This is a genomic window from Celerinatantimonas marina (assembly GCF_046054165.1).
GTDB lineage: Bacteria > Pseudomonadota > Gammaproteobacteria > Enterobacterales > Celerinatantimonadaceae > Celerinatantimonas.
Genome location: NZ_JBFNXK010000001.1, coordinates 432,239 through 451,817 on the forward strand (window position 1 = coordinate 432,239; position 19,579 = coordinate 451,817).

Consider the following 19,579-nt stretch of genomic DNA (forward strand, 5'->3'; position numbering starts at 1 on the left):
GTAGAGATTAAGCAGCCATCAAAGGTGGCTTTCCACCATTGGCTTTGTGTGGCCGTTCATGATTATAGAACCATAGTCATTTAGTGGCGTAGTCCTGAACTTCTTCAAGCGTATCAAATAAATGTTTACTGACCCAACTGTATCTCATCGTTCTGTTATGTCGTTCGATGTAGGCATTTTGCTGAGGCTTGCCAGGTTGAATATAATCAATTCGGATCCCATGCTTTTTCGCCCATTCTGTAAATTCGTGGCTGATGAACTCTGGCCCATTGTCACAATGGATCGCCTTTGGTGTTGTTCGCCATTCAAGGAGTTGATTGAGCGCCCGAATTCCCCGTACCGCGGGTAGCGAGAACCTGGCTTCTATCGTAAGACCTTCTCGTTTAAAATCATCAATGACATTAAATAACCGATAGCTTCGACCATCTGCTAACTGGTCATGCATAAAATCTATCGACCAAACTTGGTTCGGTTTAGTTGGCTCTTTCAGCGGCTCTGGTGCGTTTCGTTTTAATCTTCCGCGGGGCTTTATCCGCAGATTTAACGCCAAATCGCAGTAAATTCGATATACACGCTTGTGATTCCAACCAAAACCTTTGACGTTGCGGAGGTAATGAAAGCACTGCCCAAAGCCCCAATCGGTTTCTTTCTCGGTTAACTCAACAAGTAAATCCGCGATCTGCGTATTTTTATCATCGTTAACCGGTTGATATCGGTAACAGGTTTCACTGATAAAAAATGCAGCGCAGGCCAAGCGAATAGTCACTTGGCGATTGGCAACCGCATGTTGCGCCATCGCTTTACGTTGCGACAGCTTTACCACTTTTTTGCCATCGCTTCCTGAATGATTTCGGCCTTTAAACGCTCTTCGGCATACATTTTTTTAAGACGAGTATTTTCAGCTTCAAGCTCTCTTAGTCGGGCCATGAGTGATGCATCCATGCCTCCGAATTTAGCCCGCCATTTGTAAAACGTCACAGAGCTCATGCCATGTTCGCGACACAGTTCTGGAACTGGCGCTGGCTTCAGCTTGTTTAAGGATCGACATGACTTGGCTATCGGTGAATTTTGATGTTTTCATAAAGAATCTCCTGTGCATATGGTACGAGAAAATTCTACCTTTGACGCCTGAATCCGCTTGAGTTCGGTATTGATCCAGTGCTGCAGATCATTGGGTGTAAAGTCGGTAAGCAATATCGAAGCCATCGGCGCTCGCAGCAGTTTGTTAAGCCGCACTAACTCCCACCGTTTTCCTTTTTTGGAAGGAGAGACTTCGTCTGCATATCGAATAAAAGCATCGGCCAGCGTTTTGCCATGAATAATGCTGGTTGGATTTTTCATCTGCTGTTCGATTTCGACGGCCCAGGTTAATGCTTCTATCTTCGAATCAAAGCTACGCGAGCGGGACTGACTTTTTACGCGAACCTGAGCACGCCATTTTTTACCCCGCTTAAATATCTGTGCCATATACGCCTCTGGCACCAAACTGGTGTAAAAAGTGGTGTAAAACTGGTGTAAAAATATCGAGAATATGGCAAGAAATGCCAAGATTCGTCCAAATCAATATACCGCAGAAAGCGTGCAAATACTTGATATGAGAAGAAAATATAAGAAATGGTGTGATATACAAAGAAGTGAGGTGGTGCCCGGGGCCGGACTTGAATGAACCATACATTTCAACAACTTACCATCAAAGTGGTGTAAAACTGGTGTAAACGCTGCTTGCGCTAAATAAAAGTTAGCGGGCGTTCCTAGTGCTTAGCGAGCGTAGAGACGCGTATGATACACGGCAACCAGAACATGCGTGATATAATTCTGAACAAGAGAATAATACGGATATTGATATATATATCATCTATAGGGTGAAAATTATTAGATGGCCACCGGAAAAAGGTGATGTAGGTTAGGTCTTCTAAAATAGTTAAATAATTATATATAATTCATATAGTTATAGATTTATAAAAAGGTGAGAAATCGGTGCTAAAAAGGTGATGTCATCACCTCTTTGTAAGGTGATCCACTGCACTGAAGAGGTAATATTCTTTTACCGTAAAATCAATAAGTTATAATTTCATCACCTTATTCATTACCTCCACATCACCTTTTTCACCCCTCATATCACCTTTCTCCAGACCAGAGCTGACGCGGCCTCCAGCGATTTTTAACCGTATTCATCACCACATCACCTTTTTCCGGTGGGCATCTACTTTTATTTGCCTAAATCCGATTGATTTATCAATAATCCCCCTGTTTTAAACAACCTCTCCTCCCCGTATTCAAAAAAGGGGCTTGTGTGCAGGGATCCGCATCCTAATTCTGCAGTAAGAATCGCCCGCCAGCCCAGATAGCGCCTTGGCTGAGGCCGTATGCAGGGGTGCATCCAAATCAACACATTTAGAGCGCAGGCGTGGCGGGGAGTCAACTGCGCGCGGCGGGATCAAACAGAGGGTGTGGGAGGCATAGCTCTGTACATTTATACAGTTATTACTTGCCAACTCACTAAGAAGTGATTAAGGTTAAATAAGATAAAGTGTACCTAATGGAGTGAATGTCATGAGTAAACACGATGAGCTAGACCATCTAGCAAAAGTGCTTCGTGATAATCGCGACAAATTCTTTATTAACAACGATGGTTTCATTACCTCCAGTTTTCGCAACCCCCATGTCGAAGCAGAAATCATCCGTCAGCTAAATCAGATATACAATCACCGTCAAAATCATAAGAAAGAGCAATTGAACTCACATTAAAGATGTTTCAACACAGTCCTTCTACACAAAACGTCTATACTCATTGTATGAATGCCTCACACAAATGCGTTATTGGAAGATTGAAAGTTAACCAATTGCAGGATAATATTATCTCAACACAAATAAATGACAGTTAACTCAGTTATTTATTGAATTGATTTTCAAACAAGAGGTGCTGCATGCGTAAAATGACAATTACACGTAATGGGCGTGAGTACCGTTTAGTAAAAATAAATGGGAAAATCAAAGAGGTTGACGTCGAAGCGATCAATACGGCCTTGAGTTCAGCTATGGAGGTTCGACGGAAACAGCTTGAAGAACGGGAACGGGAATTTTTAGCCGATGGAATCACAACCAAAGTCTAGCGGTCAATCAGAACAACCAGTTCAATACCAATACAACCACATTTTCGAAAAGTTAGTCATGGGTACCGAGCCGCTCTCTAATGAGCGGCTCGTTGGTATGATTGCCTATGCTGATTATAAAGACGAAAAATATCGTTGGAAGGCTTCTTACAGAGAGGTCCATAATGTTAACGATGTTCCTGTAGCAAATGTTGCTGATTTTTTACTCGGATATAATGAGAAAAGACTACAAAAACTGAAAGATGATGCTGCGCTATTTTTAACCTCATTTGCAGCTGAATATGCAGAAGATCGAATTGAAGAGGAAAAAGAAAAAGCTAAAGATAGTGAAATTATAAAAAAAATTGGAAGACAGAAGGATGGATGGTGGGTATCAATCCTTAAAGGTGCACTTGGTTCGTTTGCATTTACTGTTTTTGTGTTTCTTTTTTCTCTCTTATTCTCATTAGCAAAACCAGGGTCCAATTACAGTAAACTGGTACAATTTATTGTGGGAAATAAAGATTTCATAGTTTTACCTGTCGATGACTGTCGAATAAACAATTCTAAAAACTGTAAGAAATATCAATAATAAGAGAACACCAACATGACTAAGAAACAGATCATCTTCGGTGATATTTTAGGTTTTATGTTATATGGATTCATACCTTCAATTATTTTATACATTATACATCACGATTATCTACACATAGTAAATTTTGAAAAAAGCCAAATTCCTCTACCTGAGATATCTGTATATTTTTTGATAATTTTTATCGTAGGTAGATTTATTTATTGGATAAACAATCATAGTTTAAAGAATGGCACACTTTATTTTATTGCGCATTATACATTAGGTTTTTTGAATGGATTTTTTATATTATGGCAATCCATTCTTGGAATCTTAGCTGCCACTAGCTTGATTCAAATTATTAATAGTGATTATAGCATTCGATATTTTATAATTTTTATATGTATGCTTTTTTTATATGCTTCACTTAGATATTTATATCTTATATTTCCGACAAAAAACTAATTAAATAGTATCTGATTTCCCAACGAATATATAACCTACCCATAGCCGGGTTGAGAGGCGTAATACAACACCCGCAAGGGGAATAGGCCCAGAGCATCTGTATGGCTCTAGTTGAAACCCGGCTGCCCTTGACCGTGCTGTCGAAGGGGTTTATGATTCTCTTACTAAAAAAATACAGCGGTTATCCGCACCCGTGAGCCTTGCGGTTTTTTTGTGCCTGCAATTTATAGCAGCACGCCCTAGCCTATTTATGGCCGGGTTGAGAGGCGTAATACAACACCCGCGAGGGGAATAGGCCCGGAGCTTCTGTATGGCTTTAGTTGAGACCCGGCTTTCCAGCGACTAACTGGAAGGCCTGTAACTTAAATATACAGGAGGACATCATGTCCAATTCATACGCTATTTCCGATGCTGATCTCAACACCTTGCAAGAACTCCAGGGCACACTGCAGCTCATTCGCTTTATGCTGGATGACGGCACCGCTCGTGGTGACGTTCTGCAGGTGAACCCCGAAAACCTCTCCCGCTTTCTGGAACTGATGAATGATCAGGTGACCAATGTGATCCAGCATGCGGATGGCAATGACTCAAGACATCAATAATAACCATATATTCAACGGAAAAATAACTGATAAACCAGATTAGTTATTTTCATCTCCGATATTATAAATAAACATTCTAATATCGGAGATAAACAAATGACTATTAAATGCTATGAAAACAATGTATTTACTCATGACGGTCAAAGTGATGTTGCTAATTTTATTACAGAAATAGAGCAATATGGAGAATTAAAAACAGCTCTGGAAGCCACTGAAAACTTTACAGTTTATTCTGGATTTCATGGTTACGGTTATAATGATACAATGGGCCCACAAGGTAGCTTCAAAGAAGCCTTTTCCGAAGCCGAAAATACTCAAGTTAGCAATGCAGCTAAAGCTATGGAAGAAAAATACCCCGTGAAAATCGAAGTAGAAATTATTAGTTCTAAAGATGAATTAAAGAATCTCAATATTTCTGAATTAATCTCAAACGGCAATGTATTTTTTACATGGTGCGATAGCGATGCCTATATTAAAGGGTTGATGGGTAAGGACATGCCGGCTAAAGCGTAGTATTTCTTCTCACCTCTTTAACTAAAAAACCGTACCTTTCTTGAATAATAGCGATAGCATTGTCTCTTTTAAGAGACAATGCTATAGTTCAACTAAGTCAATTGTTCGAGATCGATATGCCGGTGATTTCAACCCTGTTGGGGTTAACGTTTTATCTGTATTTTTTTGACAACCAACAGCACAAACTCCCACACCTGCATGTCAAATATGGCAACTATGAACTGATTATCGCAATTGAAACTGGTGAATGTTTAGAGGGATACCTGCCAAGCAAGCAGCGTAAACGCGCCGAACAGCATATCGCTCAACATCGAGAAGCATTTCTCGACATGTGGCATAAAGCCGTCAACGGAGAACATCCGGAGAAACTGAGGAAATAACCATGCTTAAAATAATCGATGTCGATTGGTTACATGACCATGTTTTAGAACTGACTTTTAACGACGGCTTTCACGGAAAAGCCGATTTATCCGATTATTTCCAAAAACCGCCGTTTGACCAAATCAGTGACTTTATCTGCTTTGCACTAACCGCAGAAGGTGCATTGCGTTGGGATGATGCAGAATTATCAGCTACGACCTTGCGGGCTATCACTCAAGGTGAATTACAACCCATATCAAACGTGGTCAACGTAGAAGAGATGGAAGCCGTGTTAAAGCAAGCGGCATGGGAATCGATGCAAGAAGATCGCCCTGATATTTTACAAGCGGCCTTACGGGCTTATGTTGAGCAATTAGGCCACAAACGAGTGACAGAACGGGCCGGGATTAAAAGCCGGACGAGTGCTTATCGCTCATTAGATTCCAAAACCAAACCGAATTTTGGCACCTTGGTTAAATTAGGTCATGCCGTGATTGAACTGGCACAAGAGAATAACGCGACTCAACTGCAGGCGACCATTAACCCCACCTCACCACTTCTTCCCCCACCCACTCGTTAACCACGCTTAAACGGGCTTGCAGTGGGGCGAGTTCGTTGTCCGCCCAGACTTGCGCTGCTTCTTGGAGTGATCCAAAACCGGCGGCGTTCTGGGGGATGATGCCCATCAGCTGCGGCGGAATCCGTAGCGCGGCGAGCAAGTCATCACGGCTGATGTTTTTAATGCTGGCAAAGTCGTCCTTGGTGGCCACTTCACTAATCGGGATCAACTGAATCCCGTCCTTCTTGCCATTCGGCGCATACATAAAAATATTGCGAAAATTCCCCGGCCCTTTGTTCTGCTTCATCTTCTCACGCAAGTTGGCGATGTCCTGCTCGTTCTGCGCCGCATCGGTCATATACAAAATAAAACCGGCGTGGCTGCCGTTCTGGTAATACTTACGGCGGAACAACGTCGAAGCCTCATTCAGCAGCGCCGATTGAATGGCACTGAGCCATTCCGGCAGACCATAGATCTCCTGATTCACATCCGCCTCACGCACATGGCAGATGCTGCCTTTGGCAAACGCATGCGCATCATGGAACGTTTCCACCTGAAAGAAGCGATCGGCTTCTACCCCAACCCGCATGTAGCGCGCCAGTACCGGTTTAAGCCCCAAGTTCTGCCGCAGCATATTGTCGCGTTTTTCAAGGTAGGCATTACCAAAGCACAGCCAGTCCATCGCAAACTGTTCAAACGCCTGCCGACTGAGCAACCTATGCGGCACAAAGGCACGGCTTAACATATTGCGCTTAAAGTTCAGCCCACTCTGCAAATACACACTGGCGCGGGTACACTTGGCCAGCCCACCCAACGATAGCGGCGGCTCATACCACTTGCCGTTCTTCCAACACTCAATGTAATCCAGAATATCGCGGCTGGAGAGCACCGGTTCCGGCTCGCCAAAGGTAAACATCTCAACGCTATCGCTCATTAGAACATCTCCATAAAGCCGCTATTAGTCTGCGTGCGACCTTCCAACGGTTCATTGTGTAGGGCATGGAACAAGCCCCAGGCTAAATCGGCATGGCCCGTTTCATCACTGCGGCCTGCGGTATAAGTAAACTGGCGGCCCGAAGCCGTCACCGTTTTGCGAATGGCCATCAAACTCTGCGACAAATCCGTCCAGCCCGCGTCATACTCCAAACGGCCACTCTTGATCACGTCATACGCTTTCAGCACCAGCGCCGTCTTCACCTGCGGGCTGTAACTAAACGTCGTCAGTGCTGGGAAAAACTGCTTCACCAGCTGCGCCACCCCAGCGCCCATACCGGTCACATCCAAACCGATATAAGTGACAAAATAACGCGCCGTCACTTGGCGAATCGCTTCGGCCTGCGCCGCAAAATCCATCCCCTTAAACTGCTGCCGCTCCATCACGCGGAACTTACCCCCGGCCACCTGCGGCGGCGCAACCACCACCAAACCGGCACTATCGCCACTCTCGGCCGGGTCATAGCCTACCCACACCGGGCGGTCCGCCAAAGGGCGCAGCGCAAACGGCTTGTAATCGGTCCACAGCTCCCATGAGTCCACCATGCACGGCTGCAACATGGTGAGCGGAAAGATGCTGGCCCCATCGTCCACAAACTCACACATCAACAAATTGGCAAACTGCTCCGCGTTGTACTCAAAGCGCAGCTCATCCACATCAAACAAGTCACAGCCGCGCTGCTCGGCATCCAGAATCGTCACAATCTGCCGCCAAATCTTATCCTCACACAACCGCCCCTGGGCCAACGCCGCATGCTCCGTATTAATCTGGATCTGCTGCGCCTTTGGCCGTCCACGGTTTAACCGTTCGCCCGTCCACCACTTATAGGCCGGATGCGCCATGCTCGATGGCGTTGAAAAGTACGTTTTGCGCCAGCGCTTATGCAACGCCATGCCAGAGGCCACCTTGTTCAGCTCATCAAAACTCTGCGTCCAGAAGAACTCATCAAAATAGAAATTGCCGCTACGCCCCTGCGCCGTGCGAAAGTTCGTCCCCAAAAAGTGCAGCTCCGCCTGATTACTGCCTAAGATGATCGGCTCGCCGGTCAGCGTCTGGCCCGTCACCTCCTGCACAAACGCCTGCATATAACTCTTAAACTGATGCGCCTGCGCCTTAGAAGCCGATAAAAAGATCTGATTGCGCCCGGTAATCAGCGCATCCATCAACGCCTCACGGGCAAAATAGAACGTTGCCCCAATCTGACGGCTTTTTAAAATCATCCGCGTCCGTTGGTTGCCGGCGCGGTACCAATCCTTCTGATAATCAAAGCAGCCCTCCATAAACGCCTGCTGCAGCTGCTCGATTTCCTCCTCCGAGATAAAATTACGCGGCGCTTTCTCCTTCGGTTTGGCATTACGGTTGGCTAGCTTCGGGTTTAAGTCGGTTTCACTGCCGCCCTGTTGATAGCGCTGAATGCGTGCTTGCCGTTCCAACTGGCGATGCAGCAGATCAATCTCCTTATAATCACCACCACTCTTGCCCTCTTTTAAAATCAGCTGCATCAAGCGCACTTCCAACGCACCGCCGATGCGCTCTGCCGCATCCGCCTCATCCCACAGGTCACGCCGCTTCCATGAGCTCACCGTTTTGGCATTCTCATCCAAATAATCCGCAATGGCCTGAATCGTCCAGCCCTGCCAGTACAAAAATCGCGCCTGCCGCCGAGGGTCGGCTGCTATTGTCATCTCACTCATGCGCCCATAGTGGTGGCTCGCCCCCACGCGCCCTACTGCCTGGCGCTGTAAAGCAGATCACTACACTCAGAGCGCGTTGCCGAATCCGCCCCCGCTATCGACCATGACCGCAACAGCCGCCAACCCGAGATACAGCATGAAGAAAACCCGCTCCAAATGGTTCCGCGTTGCCGTTGAAGGCGCCACCACCGATGGCCGCACCATCGAACGCGATTGGATCAGCCAAATGGCCGAAAGCTACAACCCCAAAACCTACGGCGCTCGCGTCTGGTTGGAACATATTCGCGGCATCCTGCCCGACTCCCCGTTCCACGCCTATGGCGACGTCTGCGCCGTCAAAGCCGAAACCGTCGCCATCAATGGTGAAGACAAACTCGCCCTGTTCGCCCAAATCGAACCGACCCACGAGCTCATCGCCATGGTCAAAGGTCGGCAAAAAATCTATACCAGCATGGAAGTGCAACCGAACTTTGCCAAAACCGCCAGCGCCTACCTCACCGGCCTTGGCGTGACTGACTCGCCGGCCAGCCTCGGCACCGAGATGCTCACCTTTGCTCAGCAAAACCCAGAGGCCAGCCCTCTCAGCAGCCGTAAATCAGCCCCCGATGCCCTGTTTAGTGAACTGGCCGAAACCGAACTGGAATTTGAAGAAGTGGAAGATGAGAGCGGCAAATTTGCCCACCTGACCGACAAGCTCAAAACCCTGTTCAACCGCCAACAGCAACAGGGCACGCATGATGCCGAACTGGCACAAGCCATTACCGACCTTGTCGAATGCGCCCAAACCCAGCACGACCAAAGCGAACAGCTTTCGCAAACCTTAAGCCAACTGCAAAGCGAGCATGAACAACTGAGCCAGGCATTTAATGCCCTGAAAACCTCACTGGCCGAAACCCCAAACACCCCAGAGCGCCCCGCCATTACCGGCGGCGACCAAGAGCTGGCCCAATTCTAAAAGGAGCATCCATGCGCACCGAAACCCGCAACAAGTTCAACCAGTATCTGGCGCAGCAAGCCAAGCTCAACCACATTGGCAGCGCCGCCCAGAAGTTCAACGTCGAACCGACCATTCAGCAGCGCCTTGAAACCGCCATGCAGGAATCGTCGGCCTTTTTAAGCCGCATCAACATGCTCGGCGTCACCGAACAATCCGGCGCCTCCGTGATGTTAGGCGTGGGCAGCACCATCGCCAGCCGTACCGACACCACCAAAGCGCGCCGTAATACCCGTGATGTCGCCAGCCTGTCGAGCGACGACTACACCTGTAAAAAAACCGACTACGACACCCACGTCACCTACGCCCTGCTCGATGCCTGGGCGAAATTTCCTGACTTTCAGGCACGGCTCTCCAACGCCATCGTTCAGCGTCAGGCGCTCGATCGCATCATGGTCGGCTGGCACGGGACTCAGGCCGCCGCCGATACCGACCGGGAAAAGAACCCGCTGTTGCAGGATGTGAACATCGGTTGGTTGCAGAAGTACCGCAGCAAAGCCAGTGACCGCGTGCTCGATAGCGGCGACAAAAAATCCGGCAACATCCTGCTAGGCGATGGCGGCGATTACGCCAACCTCGATGCCCTCGTTTATGATGCCGTGCAGATGTTGGATCCGTGGTATCGCAAATCACCCGACTTAGTCGCCATCATCGACCGCAACCTCATCCACAGCAAAATGCTGGCGGCCATCGAACGCGGTGCCGCCAGCAACCGTGAAGAACTCGCCGCCGACGAGATCATCACCCGCACCCACATTGGCGGCCTGCCTTACGTGGATGTGCCGCACTTCCCGGATGGCGTGGTCATGGTCACCAGCCTCAAAAACCTCTCCATCTACTGGCAGGAAGGTGCGCGCCGCCGCTTAATCCGTGAGGAACCGGAGTGGGACCGCATCGCCACCTATGAATCCAGTAACGATGCCTACGTGATTGAAGACTTTGGCCTCGGCGCCGTCGTCGAAAACATCCAGCGCATGGACCAACTCGACGACAACGGTGAAGCCAGCGCAGGCGAAGCCACTACCGAACAAGGAGCCTAACCGATGTTAACACTGGCTCAACGTAACCAGCGCCGCAAACAGGCCGCCCAAGCGGCGGCCACCGATGCGCCCATCATGGACGGAGCAACCCCGTACGAACTGCAGCTGATGCAACTCAAACAAGATCAACTGCGGCTCAAACAGATCCAATCCGCCCAGGGCAAAGCCAAACTCAAAGCCAAATTGCTGCCCGCCTATCAGCCCTACATCCAAGGCGTGCTACAAAGCGGCACCGGCGCACAGGATGAAATCGTCACCACCATCATGCTCTGGCATATCGACGCCGGTGATTACCCAAGCGCTCTGCCCATTGCCCAATACGTGCTGGAGCATGGCTTAAAAATGCCCGACCGCTTCGCCCGAACCAGCGCGTGCGTGGTCGCCGAAGAAGTCAGCGATGCCGCCCTTAACCAGCTCAAACAGGGCCAACCGTTTAGCCGCGAACTACTCGAGCAAACCGAGCAGATCACCCACAGCCATGACATGCCGGATGAAGTCCGCGCCAAACTGCATTTGGCCTTGGGCAAACTCTGGCTGGCACAGGGCGAGCAACAAAACGATGCAGCGGCACTGCAAACCGCTGTTGATGAACTCACGACCGCCATCAGCCTGCATGACCGCTGCGGTGGCAAAAAAGATTTAGAACGAGCCGAACGTTTACTCAAAAACTTCGGCCGCTAAACCGAGTGACTCACGCACCCCGGCGGCCCGAATGAGCCCGTTGGCCAAGCCTACATGGCAACCCCAACCGGCTTCATTCGGTCACCGCCGACCTCACAAGGAGTAGCGCATGACGTTAATAGCCAACGGCGACCAAAACGCCAGCGGAACCACCATCGCCAATGATGGTTTCTTTCCCGATATCAACAGCGCCCGCATGCGCGCCGCCATGCGCCTTGATAGCGCCATCAGCGATGAGCGACTCACCGAGTCCATCGTCGCCGCCATGCTCAGCGTAAACCACGAACTGGCCAGCTACGCCATGAACGCCCAAGCCAACGGCTACAGCAACCTCAAAGCCGTTCCGGATTCGCCCATCAACGGCACCACTCGCCCCATCTGGCTTTATCGCCGCGCCGTTTACTGCACCGCAGCCGCCGAACTCACCGAGCACTACCGCAGCTACGATGCCTCCGGTAAAGGCCTAGATGAAGCCGAAGTGTTGAGCTACAGCATCGATGAATACCGCCGCGATGCCCGCTGGGCGATTCGCGATCTACTGGGTGCGCCCCGCTCTACGGTCGACCTGTTATGACCACCATTCGCAGCCAACAGGGAGACACCGTCGATGCGCTGTGCTGGCGCTACTATGGCCGCACGAGCGCCGTGACCGAAGCCGTGCTCCAAGCCAACCCCGGCCTGGCAGATTACGGCCCAACCCTGCCCGCCGGACTCACCCTTACCTTGCCCGAGCGGGTTGTCCAACCCTCAACAGCACAGGTTCAACTATGGGAATAAAACACCGCATGAACATGTCTCATGACCCCGAAAAGTGGGCGTGGTTCGCCAACTTTTTACACACCAACTGGCCCTCGTTTTACGCGGGGATTTTAGCCTTCTTAATCGCTCTGATGCGCATCGGCTACAGCGGCGGCAAGCTGCGCCAATACACCTTTGAAGCGCCGCTTTGCGGGCTACTGGGGATTGCCAGCTCCTACGCCCTCACAAGCCTTGGCCTGCCGAGTGCCGCAGCCGGTGGCGTAGCCTCACTGGTGGGGCTATTCGGCATCGAAACCTGCCGCACACTGGCGCTGGCCGTCATCAACAACAAACTGGGAGTGAAAAAATGAAACGAGGCGACCGCGGCGCCAATGTGCGCCAACTGCAGCAGTTGCTCAAACAAGCCGGATTCGTCCTCAAAGTCGATGGCGACTATGGCGAAAACACCGAAAAGGCCGTGCTGCACTACCAAAAACGACACGATTTAGTGCCAGACGGCTGCGCCGGAGCAAAAACCCTTACCGCGCTGAAAGGCGGCAACACCGACAAATACCTCAAGCTGCCCACCTTGCGACAGGGGGCGCGTCAACTGGGCGTGCCCTTAGCGGCAGTGCTAGCGGTGAACGAGGTCGAATCCCGCGGCTGCGGCTTTGATGCCAAAGGCCGACCAGTGATTTTATTTGAACGCCACATCATGTATCGGCGATTGCAGGCCAAAGGCATGCGCCAGCAACAGCTCGACGCACTGGCCGCCAAAGAGCCCAACTTAGTCAACGCCGAAGCCGGCGGTTACTTAGGCGGGGAAGATGAATGGCAGCGCTTAGAACAGGCCAAACAAATCGATGAAAGCTGCGCCATCGAAGCGGCCAGCTGGGGCCTGTTCCAGATTATGGGTGAACACTGGCAGCGTTTGGGCTACGACAGTGCGCAAGACTGGCAAACTCAGATGCAAACCAGCGAAGCCAGCCAGTTCCTTGCCTTTAGCCGCTTTATCAAAGCCAACCATCCGCTGCTCACCGCCCTGCGCAGCCAACATTGGGCGGTATTCGCCAAAGGCTATAACGGCCCCAGTTACCAGCGCAACGCCTACGATGCCAAACTGGCGCGCGCCTATAACCACTACCTGACGAGCATCCGCGCATGATCAACAAATACCTCATCGGCGGTTTACTGCTGGCCGCCGTGGCTTTGGCACTGCAACAGTGGCGCATTACCGCCGCCCAATCCAAGGCCGACCACTACCAGCAGCGCGCCCAAACCCTCAGTACCAATTACAACCAGGCACAACAGGTGATCACCACCATGCAACAGCAGATGGCGGCGCAGCTTAAGGCGCAAAATAAGCTCAACCAACAACTGGCCACGCTCAAACAAAGCGCCAATGACCAGCAAAATAAACTGACCGAGGCCCTTCATGCCGACACCGAACTTAAACATTGGGCTGACCAGCCTCTGCCTGCTGCAGCTCGCCGCCTGCTCTTTTGAGCCCCCGGTCACCCCAGCGCCCATCGTGGTGATGCACGCCGCGCCCAGCGTCGCGCCGTGTGAGCGGCCCTCGCCTGCGATAAAAACCAATGGCGACCTGCTCAAAGCCTATCTGGCCAGCCAAAGCGCGCTACGCCAGTGCGCCGCCAAAGTCGACGCCATCATCCGTGATGCCCAAAAAGCCGAGCAGCCCAGCGCCAAGGAACCCACCGATGCAAAAACTCACTGACCTGCGCCGCCATCTACTCAGCCGCCTGCCGGAGCTGAAACAAAACCCCGAGCAACTGCTACTGTTTATCGAACGCGGCCATCTGTGCGCTACCGCCCACTACAGCCGATCATTTGAATACCGCTACACCGCCACCGTGATCATCACTCACTTTGCCAGCTCCTTAGATGCCTTCACCATCGCCCTGTTTGACTGGCTGCGCGTCAACCAGAGTGAACTGATGACCAACAGCGATAAACGCGAAGCCATCGAATTTGAAGCGGAAATCCTAGACAACCAGCACGTCGACCTGATGCTGCAACTGCCGCTGACCGAATCCGTGACCGTCACCGAAACCGACCAAGGCTGGCAGGTCGAACACCTTGCCGAACCGCAGCTCGAGGAACAGCTGCCCAGCGACAGCCCACTGACGCTCATCGACAACACCGGCCAACCGATTACCACCTGGAACAATCATGGAGAATGACCTCACCGCCCTTGAAGACTGGGCCGCCCCCATTCTCAATAAGTTAGAGCCGCGCGAACGGCGCAAACGCCTGCGCCAACTGGGCCAGCAGATCCGCAAACAACAACAGCAACGCATCAGCGCCCAGCAAAACCCCGATGGCACGCCCTTTGCCCCGCGCAAAGGCCGCATCAAGCGCAAAATGTTTACCAAGCTCAAGCAGTCAAAATGGATGAAGGTGGAAGTGACCGATGAAGCAGTCAGCGTCGGCTACAGCGGCCGCGTGGGACGCATTGCCCGAATTCATCAGTATGGACTCACCGATAAACCGGCTCCGAAGAGTCGGTCGATTCGGTATCAGAAGAGGAAGGTGTTGGGGATTGGGGAAATAGACCTAAACAACATGGTTACTTACAACTTATTAAAGTAATCCTGAATTTGCTCAGATAAGTGCTCGTAAACATAATCAATTTTTTCAAATGTTTTAGTATTTATGTTATGCAACACAGTACGATACCGTTCTCGTTCTTTTTGTAAGAATTCTTTCTTCTTATCACTAGGATTATTGAAATAATAATCTTGAGTCGACATTATCTCATCATGCTCAAACTTAAAATCTCTTATTTCCCAGAATACATCCTTTAGGTGGTTAAAGACAAAATCATAAATGGATACAGGAATCCAAGGTCTAGACTGCTTCATCACTGTAAAAAATTCATACACATCATCAGCCCATTCGTTATCTGATACATTTTCAATTTTTTGATCTGGAGTCCTAATTTCTAGCTTCGAACGCTCGCCGATTCGAGCTACTAATTCGTTTACCTTCGTTAAAGTCTCTATGACTTTTTGAGTGTATAGTTCTTTTTTGATTCGGTAATCTATATTTGGTTTACTTAAATTATTTTTTATACTTTCGATTGACCTTGCTAACTGTTCCTGTTGTTCACGAATTATCGGAAAATTTTTGTTATTCGCCTTATTAAATCCAGACTGCTGAAATTCTGATTTAATTTTATTGATAATTGAATTTTTTATTAAAAAAATCAAAATAGGAACCAGCACAATATATATTGTGCTAATTATAAATTGAAATCCACTCATGTAAAATCAGTCCACTATAATATAATCAGAAACTATCTGATTGAATTTTTCATCATTTTCTATTTCATTCATAGAAATACTATACTTATATTCTGACGGAATTATTTTATATTCTCTTGATATGGGCTTATCAAATTCATTACAATATATAGTAATAAGCATTTCTATAGCTTCTTTAGCATTTATTATCATCGCTCCAGGTATTCTACAATATGTTCCTGCCTGTAATTCTCCAATATTCCATCTTTTTATAAACGTTGGGTTTTTCAGCATACTTACATAATTTATTTCTGATGGCGAGTTCAATATATTTGCATACATATATGATATATCTCTTTTCTCTGGCACTTCAGGGTTATAATCATCTGTCGGTATACATGAAAATATATCAGATAATTCTTCATTACTTTCTGAAAAAAACTCAACTTCTAAAGAAATACCAGTCCCTAATTTTTTACCTTTATTTTCTATCTTAAAAAAAATAATCTCTGCACCGCCATAAATTGCTAAAAAAGCAGCTCTCCGCCTAAAAAAATCTTTATTATTTTCATTCGAAAAAACAGCCATGTTCAAAAATGAACTATTTGGGTTAAATTCATTATAGTCAGGAACAGTATCAATTTTTGGAGTAAGTATATTAATTCTATTAATCTGAATAACATTATCACTAAATGATTGTTCTTCTATATCCAATACATCAGATTCTAAAACAGGTCTATTCTCATATTTAATTAAAATTCCTTCAATAAATTTATCTGCTGAATGAATTAAAATATAATACACCATAGTTAAAATCAATAAAAGCACACCTAACCAAGCATCTCCACCATTATTTATAGCGTTTTCTAATAATGGTGATTTCCCCCAAATTTTCTCTATAACATAAACTAGTAAAACTTCATTCAAGCCTACTTGGGAACCAACTATTAATAGCACTGCCATTGCAGCACTTATTTTTGCCAGCTTTATTTCAAATGGAAGTTTAAAAATAGAGATTACTCGCTTGACTTTCTTTAAAAAATCAATCAATCGTTCTAAATTCATGATACTTTCAATCCCAAAACACGTATTGACAATATAAATTGTATATACTAAATTCTCTGTTTACGAGGCGTGACAACCTCTTACAAGCGGTTTACCCGCACCCGATAGCACTGCGGTTTTTTTGTGCCCAAAATTTGTGGGACCGATCGATTTCTATGGTCGGGAGTTCTGCCGAATACAACACCTTCGGGGAATAGGCAGAGCGGTCTCTTGTAGCCGTTGTCACCCTCCTGACCACCCTTAACGGGCATCGAATAATTTTTGTGTGACAGCAAATACAAGGAGCCAACCATGGCAAATTATCCCTATCATCTTAGTGAAGATGACTATCGCAAACTCTGTGACATCCGTGACAGCTTAACCCTGACCCAAAGCGCCACCGCTTATATTCCCAATGGTCAGGACTACTTCCTCGAACCAGCCCTAGTCACCGCATTCTTAAAAACCATGACGTCTCAAATGACCGACATCCTCGATCACGTCGGCAACCCAGACGACACCAAGCACTAATTTTCAAAGAGCAGCGCAAGCTGCTCTAGTTAGTTTTAGTTCTCATCCATTCAAAGTATTTCTTCTCGGTATATTCATCGTATGACTCTTTAAATGCCTTAAGTTGGTTAGTCTTAATTGATATTTCTCTATCAATTTCCTCAACTCGACTTTTAAGATAGTGCATTCTTGAGGAGGAAAGGCCATCATTATTATTTATACGATGAAACAATTTTTTCTTCTCAATTTCTAGTCCCTTGATTTCGCACTCTACCGAGAATATATTGCTTTTAATGCTATCTACTAAAATATCACTATCAAGTTCATCTTCAAAATCCGCCCGCAATACCTGTTGTTCTTGACTATCGAAAGCATAAAAATATGGATTTAGTTCTATTGTTTTTCCCTCTTGAAAATTAATACCACTAGTGGATTCGACTTCTAAAATAACATCGTCTTCAATCTTGGTATCCAAATACTCTTTGGCTAATTGTAAAAATTTAGTCGACTGACAGATATAGACATCGTGTTCTGGAACAGCGGCCCTAAACTCAAGAATAAGCTCACTACGGGGACCAAAGTTACGGTCAATATTCTTCGTCTTGCTCCACCAATCTTGTTTCACATCATCGGTCACTAGCACCACATTTTTCTGCTTGTCCTTTGCATACTCAATGATCTGCCGCCAAAGAACATAATCCCCCAATGCATCTAGTTTTTCTTTGTCAGTCTGCGCCCCATTCAGCTTCGCTTGATCTTCAAATCCCGGTGGCACTTTACGGTTATAGCGGTCAGTTCCCGCATTAATTACTTCCGTAATTTGTTCGTCAGTATAATTTTGGCCAATTTTGCCATCAAATAATGTGCTGATTTGTTCCAAAATCGAGTCAGCATGGTAGCGTTCAGTAAATGCCTTTTTCCCCTCATCTAACTCTTTTTCTAACTGCTCAAATAGTTTATTCGCTTGTTTAAGCGTTTTATCCGCAATGAATGGATTTTTTCGTTGGTTATTGAGTGACTTTTTGACGTCATCAAGCTGTTTGAGCAGCGTTGAATAACTTCCTGCTTCTTCATGGATAACACCAGCACGATTGCGCAGATACTCTTCAGCAATTTGATAAGGCAACCAGACTTGATCTTTAATCTTATCCAGTGTGGTAAGGAAAGCGTCTTTCGTCGCAGACGTGTATCGATAGAGGCCCAATAAGATATTGGTATCAAAAACAAACAGCGTATCGTTTGATTTCCACAGAGCTTCCAGCTCTGCTCCGGTTTTGGGAAAGTATCCGGGGAAAAGGTCTTTCACGAACGAGCCTTTCATGGCGAAATGATGAGAACAACTTAGCTCAAACTAACTCAACCATCAATAACACAAATGGCTTAAACTGGGGATGTTTTGAGGTAGCGCAAAGGAAAGAGCGATGCAGTTGGGGCGAGATAACCCCGACCACACCGCTGGGGTTTAGGATTTTAATGCCACTGAGATAACTTTGGCCGAAGAGTAATAACCATGCCGTTCTTTGACAAGCATGGCTAATTGAATCGGATGTCGTTCCCAACTATGATCTTTTAATGCCTCTTCTTGGTCAGCCCCCAGCACACCTAAGGGAACATCAGCATGAAACTGGTAGCCGGTCTTGATATCTTCAACATCTAAACGCACGTGGTCTATTTTTGAAAAATCAGCAGCTCTTAGGAAGTATTCCCCTTCAATTTTCCGCTCAACGGCTTTTTCTCGCGGTTTACTCACCAGCTCATTGGCGGTGTCACCGGTAATCATAAAGCTTGGAAGGTTTTCATCGGCGGTGTCCGCAGAAACTTCTAATTTGTCCTGCGGGCGTAACTTCGTGAGGATGTCGGATCTTAAATCGCCAAGGCCTTGCATAATCAGATCACATGCGGGATTGTGTTTCGCGGCTCTCTGCACAATTTCCATTTTCTCTTTCTCAAGCTGTGACAGCTCAATGGTTTGCTCCAGCTCTTTTTCTTTCCCTTTCTGTGCGAGCCATGACCGCCAAAAAACCACGCTGGTTGCGCAAACCCCGAAAACAATCAACACAAGTGTAATCTCTGATGGAGTCATTTTACCTACGGCATCCTGCAATGTTTTGAGAATTGGATCCTGAAGTAATGTTTCGAAAATCGAGGAGCCGTCATTGACCTTAACGACGAGTTCCAGTTTTTCCCGATCGTCTTTCGTCAGGTGGCGAAGGTTATCATCGCCGTAATTACTAATACAGTATACTTTATGAACCTCTTTTTGAAGGTTCAATAGTGCTGGCATGATACGCGTCGGGATGGTTCCCTTAAAATCTTCACCCTGAATATGAATCACAAATTTTGGCCATGATTTTAGCTCTATATTTTCAATATGCTCAATTTCATAGCCATCAATGAGTTGTTTTAATAGATTAAGCGCATCCTCTTCATTACCAATCGATATTGTATCCATACATATT

The 19,579-nt window shown here is 47.4% G+C and carries 26 protein-coding genes and 1 pseudogene; 19 read left to right on the forward strand and 8 right to left on the reverse strand.

From position 1 onward, the window contains the following. Positions 1–7 precede the first annotated feature (7 nt). Positions 8–1,081: pseudogene (locus ABUE20_RS01920) on the reverse strand (IS3 family transposase). Beyond that, the gene (locus tag ABUE20_RS01925; protein WP_408618126.1) at positions 1,078–1,467 is read right to left on the reverse strand and encodes a hypothetical protein; all 390 of its coding nucleotides are present in this window, start codon (positions 1,465–1,467) and stop codon (positions 1,078–1,080) included. Before ABUE20_RS01925 ends, ABUE20_RS01920 begins: the two are co-directional and overlap by 4 nt. A gap of 1,086 nt (positions 1,468–2,553) precedes the next feature. Between ABUE20_RS01925 and ABUE20_RS01930 the strand changes: the two genes are divergently transcribed. The 7 genes from ABUE20_RS01930 (at position 2,554) to dhiA (ending at position 6,183) form a co-directional block, all read left to right on the forward strand. Next, complete coding sequence (locus ABUE20_RS01930) at positions 2,554–2,748, forward strand: hypothetical protein (RefSeq protein WP_408618127.1); 195 nt, start codon at positions 2,554–2,556, stop codon at positions 2,746–2,748. Between the two features lie 179 nt (positions 2,749–2,927). Next, entirely contained in the window at positions 2,928–3,113 is a 186-nt protein-coding gene (locus ABUE20_RS01935; RefSeq protein ID WP_408618128.1) for a hypothetical protein, read from the forward strand. Beyond that, on the forward strand, positions 3,091–3,684 hold the full coding sequence (locus ABUE20_RS01940; RefSeq protein ID WP_408618129.1) for a hypothetical protein: 594 nt from the start codon (positions 3,091–3,093) through the stop codon (positions 3,682–3,684). Before ABUE20_RS01935 ends, ABUE20_RS01940 begins: the two co-directional genes overlap by 23 nt. 827 nt (positions 3,685–4,511) lie before the next feature. Continuing rightward, entirely contained in the window at positions 4,512–4,730 is a 219-nt protein-coding gene (locus ABUE20_RS01945) for a hypothetical protein (protein WP_408618130.1), read from the forward strand. Between the two features lie 96 nt (positions 4,731–4,826). Then, positions 4,827–5,243 carry a hypothetical protein gene (locus tag ABUE20_RS01950; RefSeq protein ID WP_408618131.1) on the forward strand — a complete coding sequence of 139 codons (417 nt, stop codon included), beginning with the start codon at positions 4,827–4,829 and terminating at the stop codon, positions 5,241–5,243. Positions 5,244–5,359: 116 nt separating this feature from the next. Further along, on the forward strand, positions 5,360–5,623 hold the full coding sequence (dhiT, locus tag ABUE20_RS01955) for a type II toxin-antitoxin system toxin DhiT (protein WP_408618132.1): 264 nt from the start codon (positions 5,360–5,362) through the stop codon (positions 5,621–5,623). A 2-nt stretch (positions 5,624–5,625) separates the two neighbouring features. Continuing rightward, a complete protein-coding gene (gene dhiA, locus ABUE20_RS01960) occupies positions 5,626–6,183 on the forward strand; it encodes a type II toxin-antitoxin system antitoxin DhiA (RefSeq protein ID WP_408618133.1) in 558 nt (185 codons plus the stop codon). Here the strand turns inward: dhiA and ABUE20_RS01965 are convergent. Together ABUE20_RS01965 and ABUE20_RS01970 are read right to left on the reverse strand one after the other, a co-directional pair. Further along, entirely contained in the window at positions 6,143–7,096 is a 954-nt protein-coding gene (locus tag ABUE20_RS01965; RefSeq protein ID WP_408618134.1) for a phage portal protein, read from the reverse strand. The genes dhiA and ABUE20_RS01965 overlap by 41 nt on opposite strands. Then, complete coding sequence (locus tag ABUE20_RS01970) at positions 7,096–8,841, reverse strand: terminase ATPase subunit family protein (RefSeq protein WP_408618135.1); 1,746 nt, start codon at positions 8,839–8,841, stop codon at positions 7,096–7,098. Before ABUE20_RS01970 ends, ABUE20_RS01965 begins: the two co-directional genes overlap by 1 nt. Before the next feature lie 145 nt (positions 8,842–8,986). Between ABUE20_RS01970 and ABUE20_RS01975 the strand changes: the two genes are divergently transcribed. The 11 genes from ABUE20_RS01975 to ABUE20_RS02025 all read left to right on the forward strand — a co-directional run bounded on the left by ABUE20_RS01975 (position 8,987) and on the right by ABUE20_RS02025 (position 14,913). After that, positions 8,987–9,805: a GPO family capsid scaffolding protein gene (locus ABUE20_RS01975; protein ID WP_408618136.1), complete on the forward strand. Its 819-nt coding sequence runs from the start codon at positions 8,987–8,989 to the stop codon at positions 9,803–9,805. 11 nt (positions 9,806–9,816) lie between these two features. Next, entirely contained in the window at positions 9,817–10,884 is a 1,068-nt protein-coding gene (locus ABUE20_RS01980; protein ID WP_408618137.1) for a phage major capsid protein, P2 family, read from the forward strand. 3 nt (positions 10,885–10,887) lie between these two features. Then, positions 10,888–11,565, forward strand: a complete 678-nt coding sequence (gpM, locus tag ABUE20_RS01985) for a phage terminase small subunit (protein ID WP_408618138.1) — start codon at positions 10,888–10,890, stop codon at positions 11,563–11,565. 109 nt (positions 11,566–11,674) lie between these two features. Beyond that, positions 11,675–12,139, forward strand: coding sequence for a head completion/stabilization protein (locus tag ABUE20_RS01990; protein ID WP_408618139.1), 465 nt, complete (start codon positions 11,675–11,677; stop codon positions 12,137–12,139). Continuing rightward, the gene (locus ABUE20_RS01995; protein ID WP_408618140.1) at positions 12,136–12,342 is read left to right on the forward strand and encodes a tail protein X; all 207 of its coding nucleotides are present in this window, start codon (positions 12,136–12,138) and stop codon (positions 12,340–12,342) included. Before ABUE20_RS01990 ends, ABUE20_RS01995 begins: the two co-directional genes overlap by 4 nt. Beyond that, positions 12,333–12,674, forward strand: coding sequence for a phage holin, lambda family (locus ABUE20_RS02000; RefSeq protein ID WP_408618141.1), 342 nt, complete (start codon positions 12,333–12,335; stop codon positions 12,672–12,674). The genes ABUE20_RS01995 and ABUE20_RS02000 overlap by 10 nt, the downstream gene beginning before the upstream one ends. Beyond that, positions 12,671–13,468, forward strand: a complete 798-nt coding sequence (locus tag ABUE20_RS02005; RefSeq protein ID WP_408618142.1) for an N-acetylmuramidase domain-containing protein — start codon at positions 12,671–12,673, stop codon at positions 13,466–13,468. Before ABUE20_RS02000 ends, ABUE20_RS02005 begins: the two co-directional genes overlap by 4 nt. After that, positions 13,465–13,809, forward strand: coding sequence for a hypothetical protein (locus ABUE20_RS02010; RefSeq protein ID WP_408618143.1), 345 nt, complete (start codon positions 13,465–13,467; stop codon positions 13,807–13,809). Before ABUE20_RS02005 ends, ABUE20_RS02010 begins: the two co-directional genes overlap by 4 nt. Then, positions 13,739–14,038, forward strand: a complete 300-nt coding sequence (gene lysC, locus ABUE20_RS02015; RefSeq protein WP_408618144.1) for an Rz1-like lysis system protein LysC — start codon at positions 13,739–13,741, stop codon at positions 14,036–14,038. The genes ABUE20_RS02010 and lysC overlap by 71 nt, the downstream gene beginning before the upstream one ends. Continuing rightward, positions 14,022–14,504 (forward strand): phage tail protein, encoded by a 483-nt coding sequence (locus ABUE20_RS02020; RefSeq protein WP_408618145.1) that lies wholly within the window; start codon positions 14,022–14,024, stop codon positions 14,502–14,504. Before lysC ends, ABUE20_RS02020 begins: the two co-directional genes overlap by 17 nt. Next, on the forward strand, positions 14,494–14,913 hold the full coding sequence (locus ABUE20_RS02025; RefSeq protein ID WP_408618147.1) for a phage virion morphogenesis protein: 420 nt from the start codon (positions 14,494–14,496) through the stop codon (positions 14,911–14,913). The genes ABUE20_RS02020 and ABUE20_RS02025 overlap by 11 nt, the downstream gene beginning before the upstream one ends. Here the strand turns inward: ABUE20_RS02025 and ABUE20_RS02030 are convergent. Together ABUE20_RS02030 and ABUE20_RS02035 are read right to left on the reverse strand one after the other, a co-directional pair. Further along, a complete protein-coding gene (locus ABUE20_RS02030) occupies positions 14,895–15,587 on the reverse strand; it encodes a hypothetical protein (RefSeq protein ID WP_408618148.1) in 693 nt (230 codons plus the stop codon). The genes ABUE20_RS02025 and ABUE20_RS02030 overlap by 19 nt on opposite strands. A gap of 6 nt (positions 15,588–15,593) precedes the next feature. Then, complete coding sequence (locus ABUE20_RS02035; RefSeq protein ID WP_408618149.1) at positions 15,594–16,631, reverse strand: hypothetical protein; 1,038 nt, start codon at positions 16,629–16,631, stop codon at positions 15,594–15,596. Positions 16,632–16,922: 291 nt separating this feature from the next. On the opposite strand from ABUE20_RS02035, the gene ABUE20_RS02040 reads away from it, so the two are divergent. Then, the gene (locus ABUE20_RS02040) at positions 16,923–17,141 is read left to right on the forward strand and encodes a hypothetical protein (protein WP_408618150.1); all 219 of its coding nucleotides are present in this window, start codon (positions 16,923–16,925) and stop codon (positions 17,139–17,141) included. Between the two features lie 25 nt (positions 17,142–17,166). Here ABUE20_RS02040 and ABUE20_RS02045 read toward each other — a convergent pair whose 3' ends face one another. Both ABUE20_RS02045 and ABUE20_RS02050 read right to left on the reverse strand, forming a co-directional pair. Beyond that, the gene (locus tag ABUE20_RS02045; RefSeq protein WP_408618151.1) at positions 17,167–18,426 is read right to left on the reverse strand and encodes a PIN domain-containing protein; all 1,260 of its coding nucleotides are present in this window, start codon (positions 18,424–18,426) and stop codon (positions 17,167–17,169) included. A 156-nt stretch (positions 18,427–18,582) separates the two neighbouring features. After that, positions 18,583–19,572, reverse strand: a complete 990-nt coding sequence (locus ABUE20_RS02050; protein ID WP_408618152.1) for a hypothetical protein — start codon at positions 19,570–19,572, stop codon at positions 18,583–18,585. Between the last annotated feature and the right edge of the window lie 7 nt (positions 19,573–19,579).

Bases quoted from the DNA above. Each gene is read 5' to 3' on its own strand.
- ABUE20_RS01925 (WP_408618126.1), bottom strand. From the start codon at position 1,467: ATGGCACAGATATTTAAGCGGGGTAAAAAATGGCGTGCTCAGGTTCGC.
- ABUE20_RS01930 (WP_408618127.1), top strand. From the start codon at position 2,554: ATGAGTAAACACGATGAGCTAGACCATCTAGCAAAAGTGCTTCGTGAT.
- ABUE20_RS01935 (WP_408618128.1), top strand. From the start codon at position 2,928: ATGCGTAAAATGACAATTACACGTAATGGGCGTGAGTACCGTTTAGTA.
- ABUE20_RS01940 (WP_408618129.1), top strand. From the start codon at position 3,091: ATGGAATCACAACCAAAGTCTAGCGGTCAATCAGAACAACCAGTTCAA.
- ABUE20_RS01945 (WP_408618130.1), top strand. From the start codon at position 4,512: ATGTCCAATTCATACGCTATTTCCGATGCTGATCTCAACACCTTGCAA.
- ABUE20_RS01950 (WP_408618131.1), top strand. From the start codon at position 4,827: ATGACTATTAAATGCTATGAAAACAATGTATTTACTCATGACGGTCAA.
- dhiT (WP_408618132.1), top strand. From the start codon at position 5,360: ATGCCGGTGATTTCAACCCTGTTGGGGTTAACGTTTTATCTGTATTTT.
- dhiA (WP_408618133.1), top strand. From the start codon at position 5,626: ATGCTTAAAATAATCGATGTCGATTGGTTACATGACCATGTTTTAGAA.
- ABUE20_RS01965 (WP_408618134.1), bottom strand. From the start codon at position 7,096: ATGAGCGATAGCGTTGAGATGTTTACCTTTGGCGAGCCGGAACCGGTG.
- ABUE20_RS01970 (WP_408618135.1), bottom strand. From the start codon at position 8,841: ATGACAATAGCAGCCGACCCTCGGCGGCAGGCGCGATTTTTGTACTGG.
- ABUE20_RS01975 (WP_408618136.1), top strand. From the start codon at position 8,987: ATGAAGAAAACCCGCTCCAAATGGTTCCGCGTTGCCGTTGAAGGCGCC.
- ABUE20_RS01980 (WP_408618137.1), top strand. From the start codon at position 9,817: ATGCGCACCGAAACCCGCAACAAGTTCAACCAGTATCTGGCGCAGCAA.
- gpM (WP_408618138.1), top strand. From the start codon at position 10,888: ATGTTAACACTGGCTCAACGTAACCAGCGCCGCAAACAGGCCGCCCAA.
- ABUE20_RS01990 (WP_408618139.1), top strand. From the start codon at position 11,675: ATGACGTTAATAGCCAACGGCGACCAAAACGCCAGCGGAACCACCATC.
- ABUE20_RS01995 (WP_408618140.1), top strand. From the start codon at position 12,136: ATGACCACCATTCGCAGCCAACAGGGAGACACCGTCGATGCGCTGTGC.
- ABUE20_RS02000 (WP_408618141.1), top strand. From the start codon at position 12,333: ATGGGAATAAAACACCGCATGAACATGTCTCATGACCCCGAAAAGTGG.
- ABUE20_RS02005 (WP_408618142.1), top strand. From the start codon at position 12,671: ATGAAACGAGGCGACCGCGGCGCCAATGTGCGCCAACTGCAGCAGTTG.
- ABUE20_RS02010 (WP_408618143.1), top strand. From the start codon at position 13,465: ATGATCAACAAATACCTCATCGGCGGTTTACTGCTGGCCGCCGTGGCT.
- lysC (WP_408618144.1), top strand. From the start codon at position 13,739: ATGCCGACACCGAACTTAAACATTGGGCTGACCAGCCTCTGCCTGCTG.
- ABUE20_RS02020 (WP_408618145.1), top strand. From the start codon at position 14,022: ATGCAAAAACTCACTGACCTGCGCCGCCATCTACTCAGCCGCCTGCCG.
- ABUE20_RS02025 (WP_408618147.1), top strand. From the start codon at position 14,494: ATGGAGAATGACCTCACCGCCCTTGAAGACTGGGCCGCCCCCATTCTC.
- ABUE20_RS02030 (WP_408618148.1), bottom strand. From the start codon at position 15,587: ATGAGTGGATTTCAATTTATAATTAGCACAATATATATTGTGCTGGTT.
- ABUE20_RS02035 (WP_408618149.1), bottom strand. From the start codon at position 16,631: ATGAATTTAGAACGATTGATTGATTTTTTAAAGAAAGTCAAGCGAGTA.
- ABUE20_RS02040 (WP_408618150.1), top strand. From the start codon at position 16,923: ATGGCAAATTATCCCTATCATCTTAGTGAAGATGACTATCGCAAACTC.
- ABUE20_RS02050 (WP_408618152.1), bottom strand. From the start codon at position 19,572: ATGGATACAATATCGATTGGTAATGAAGAGGATGCGCTTAATCTATTA.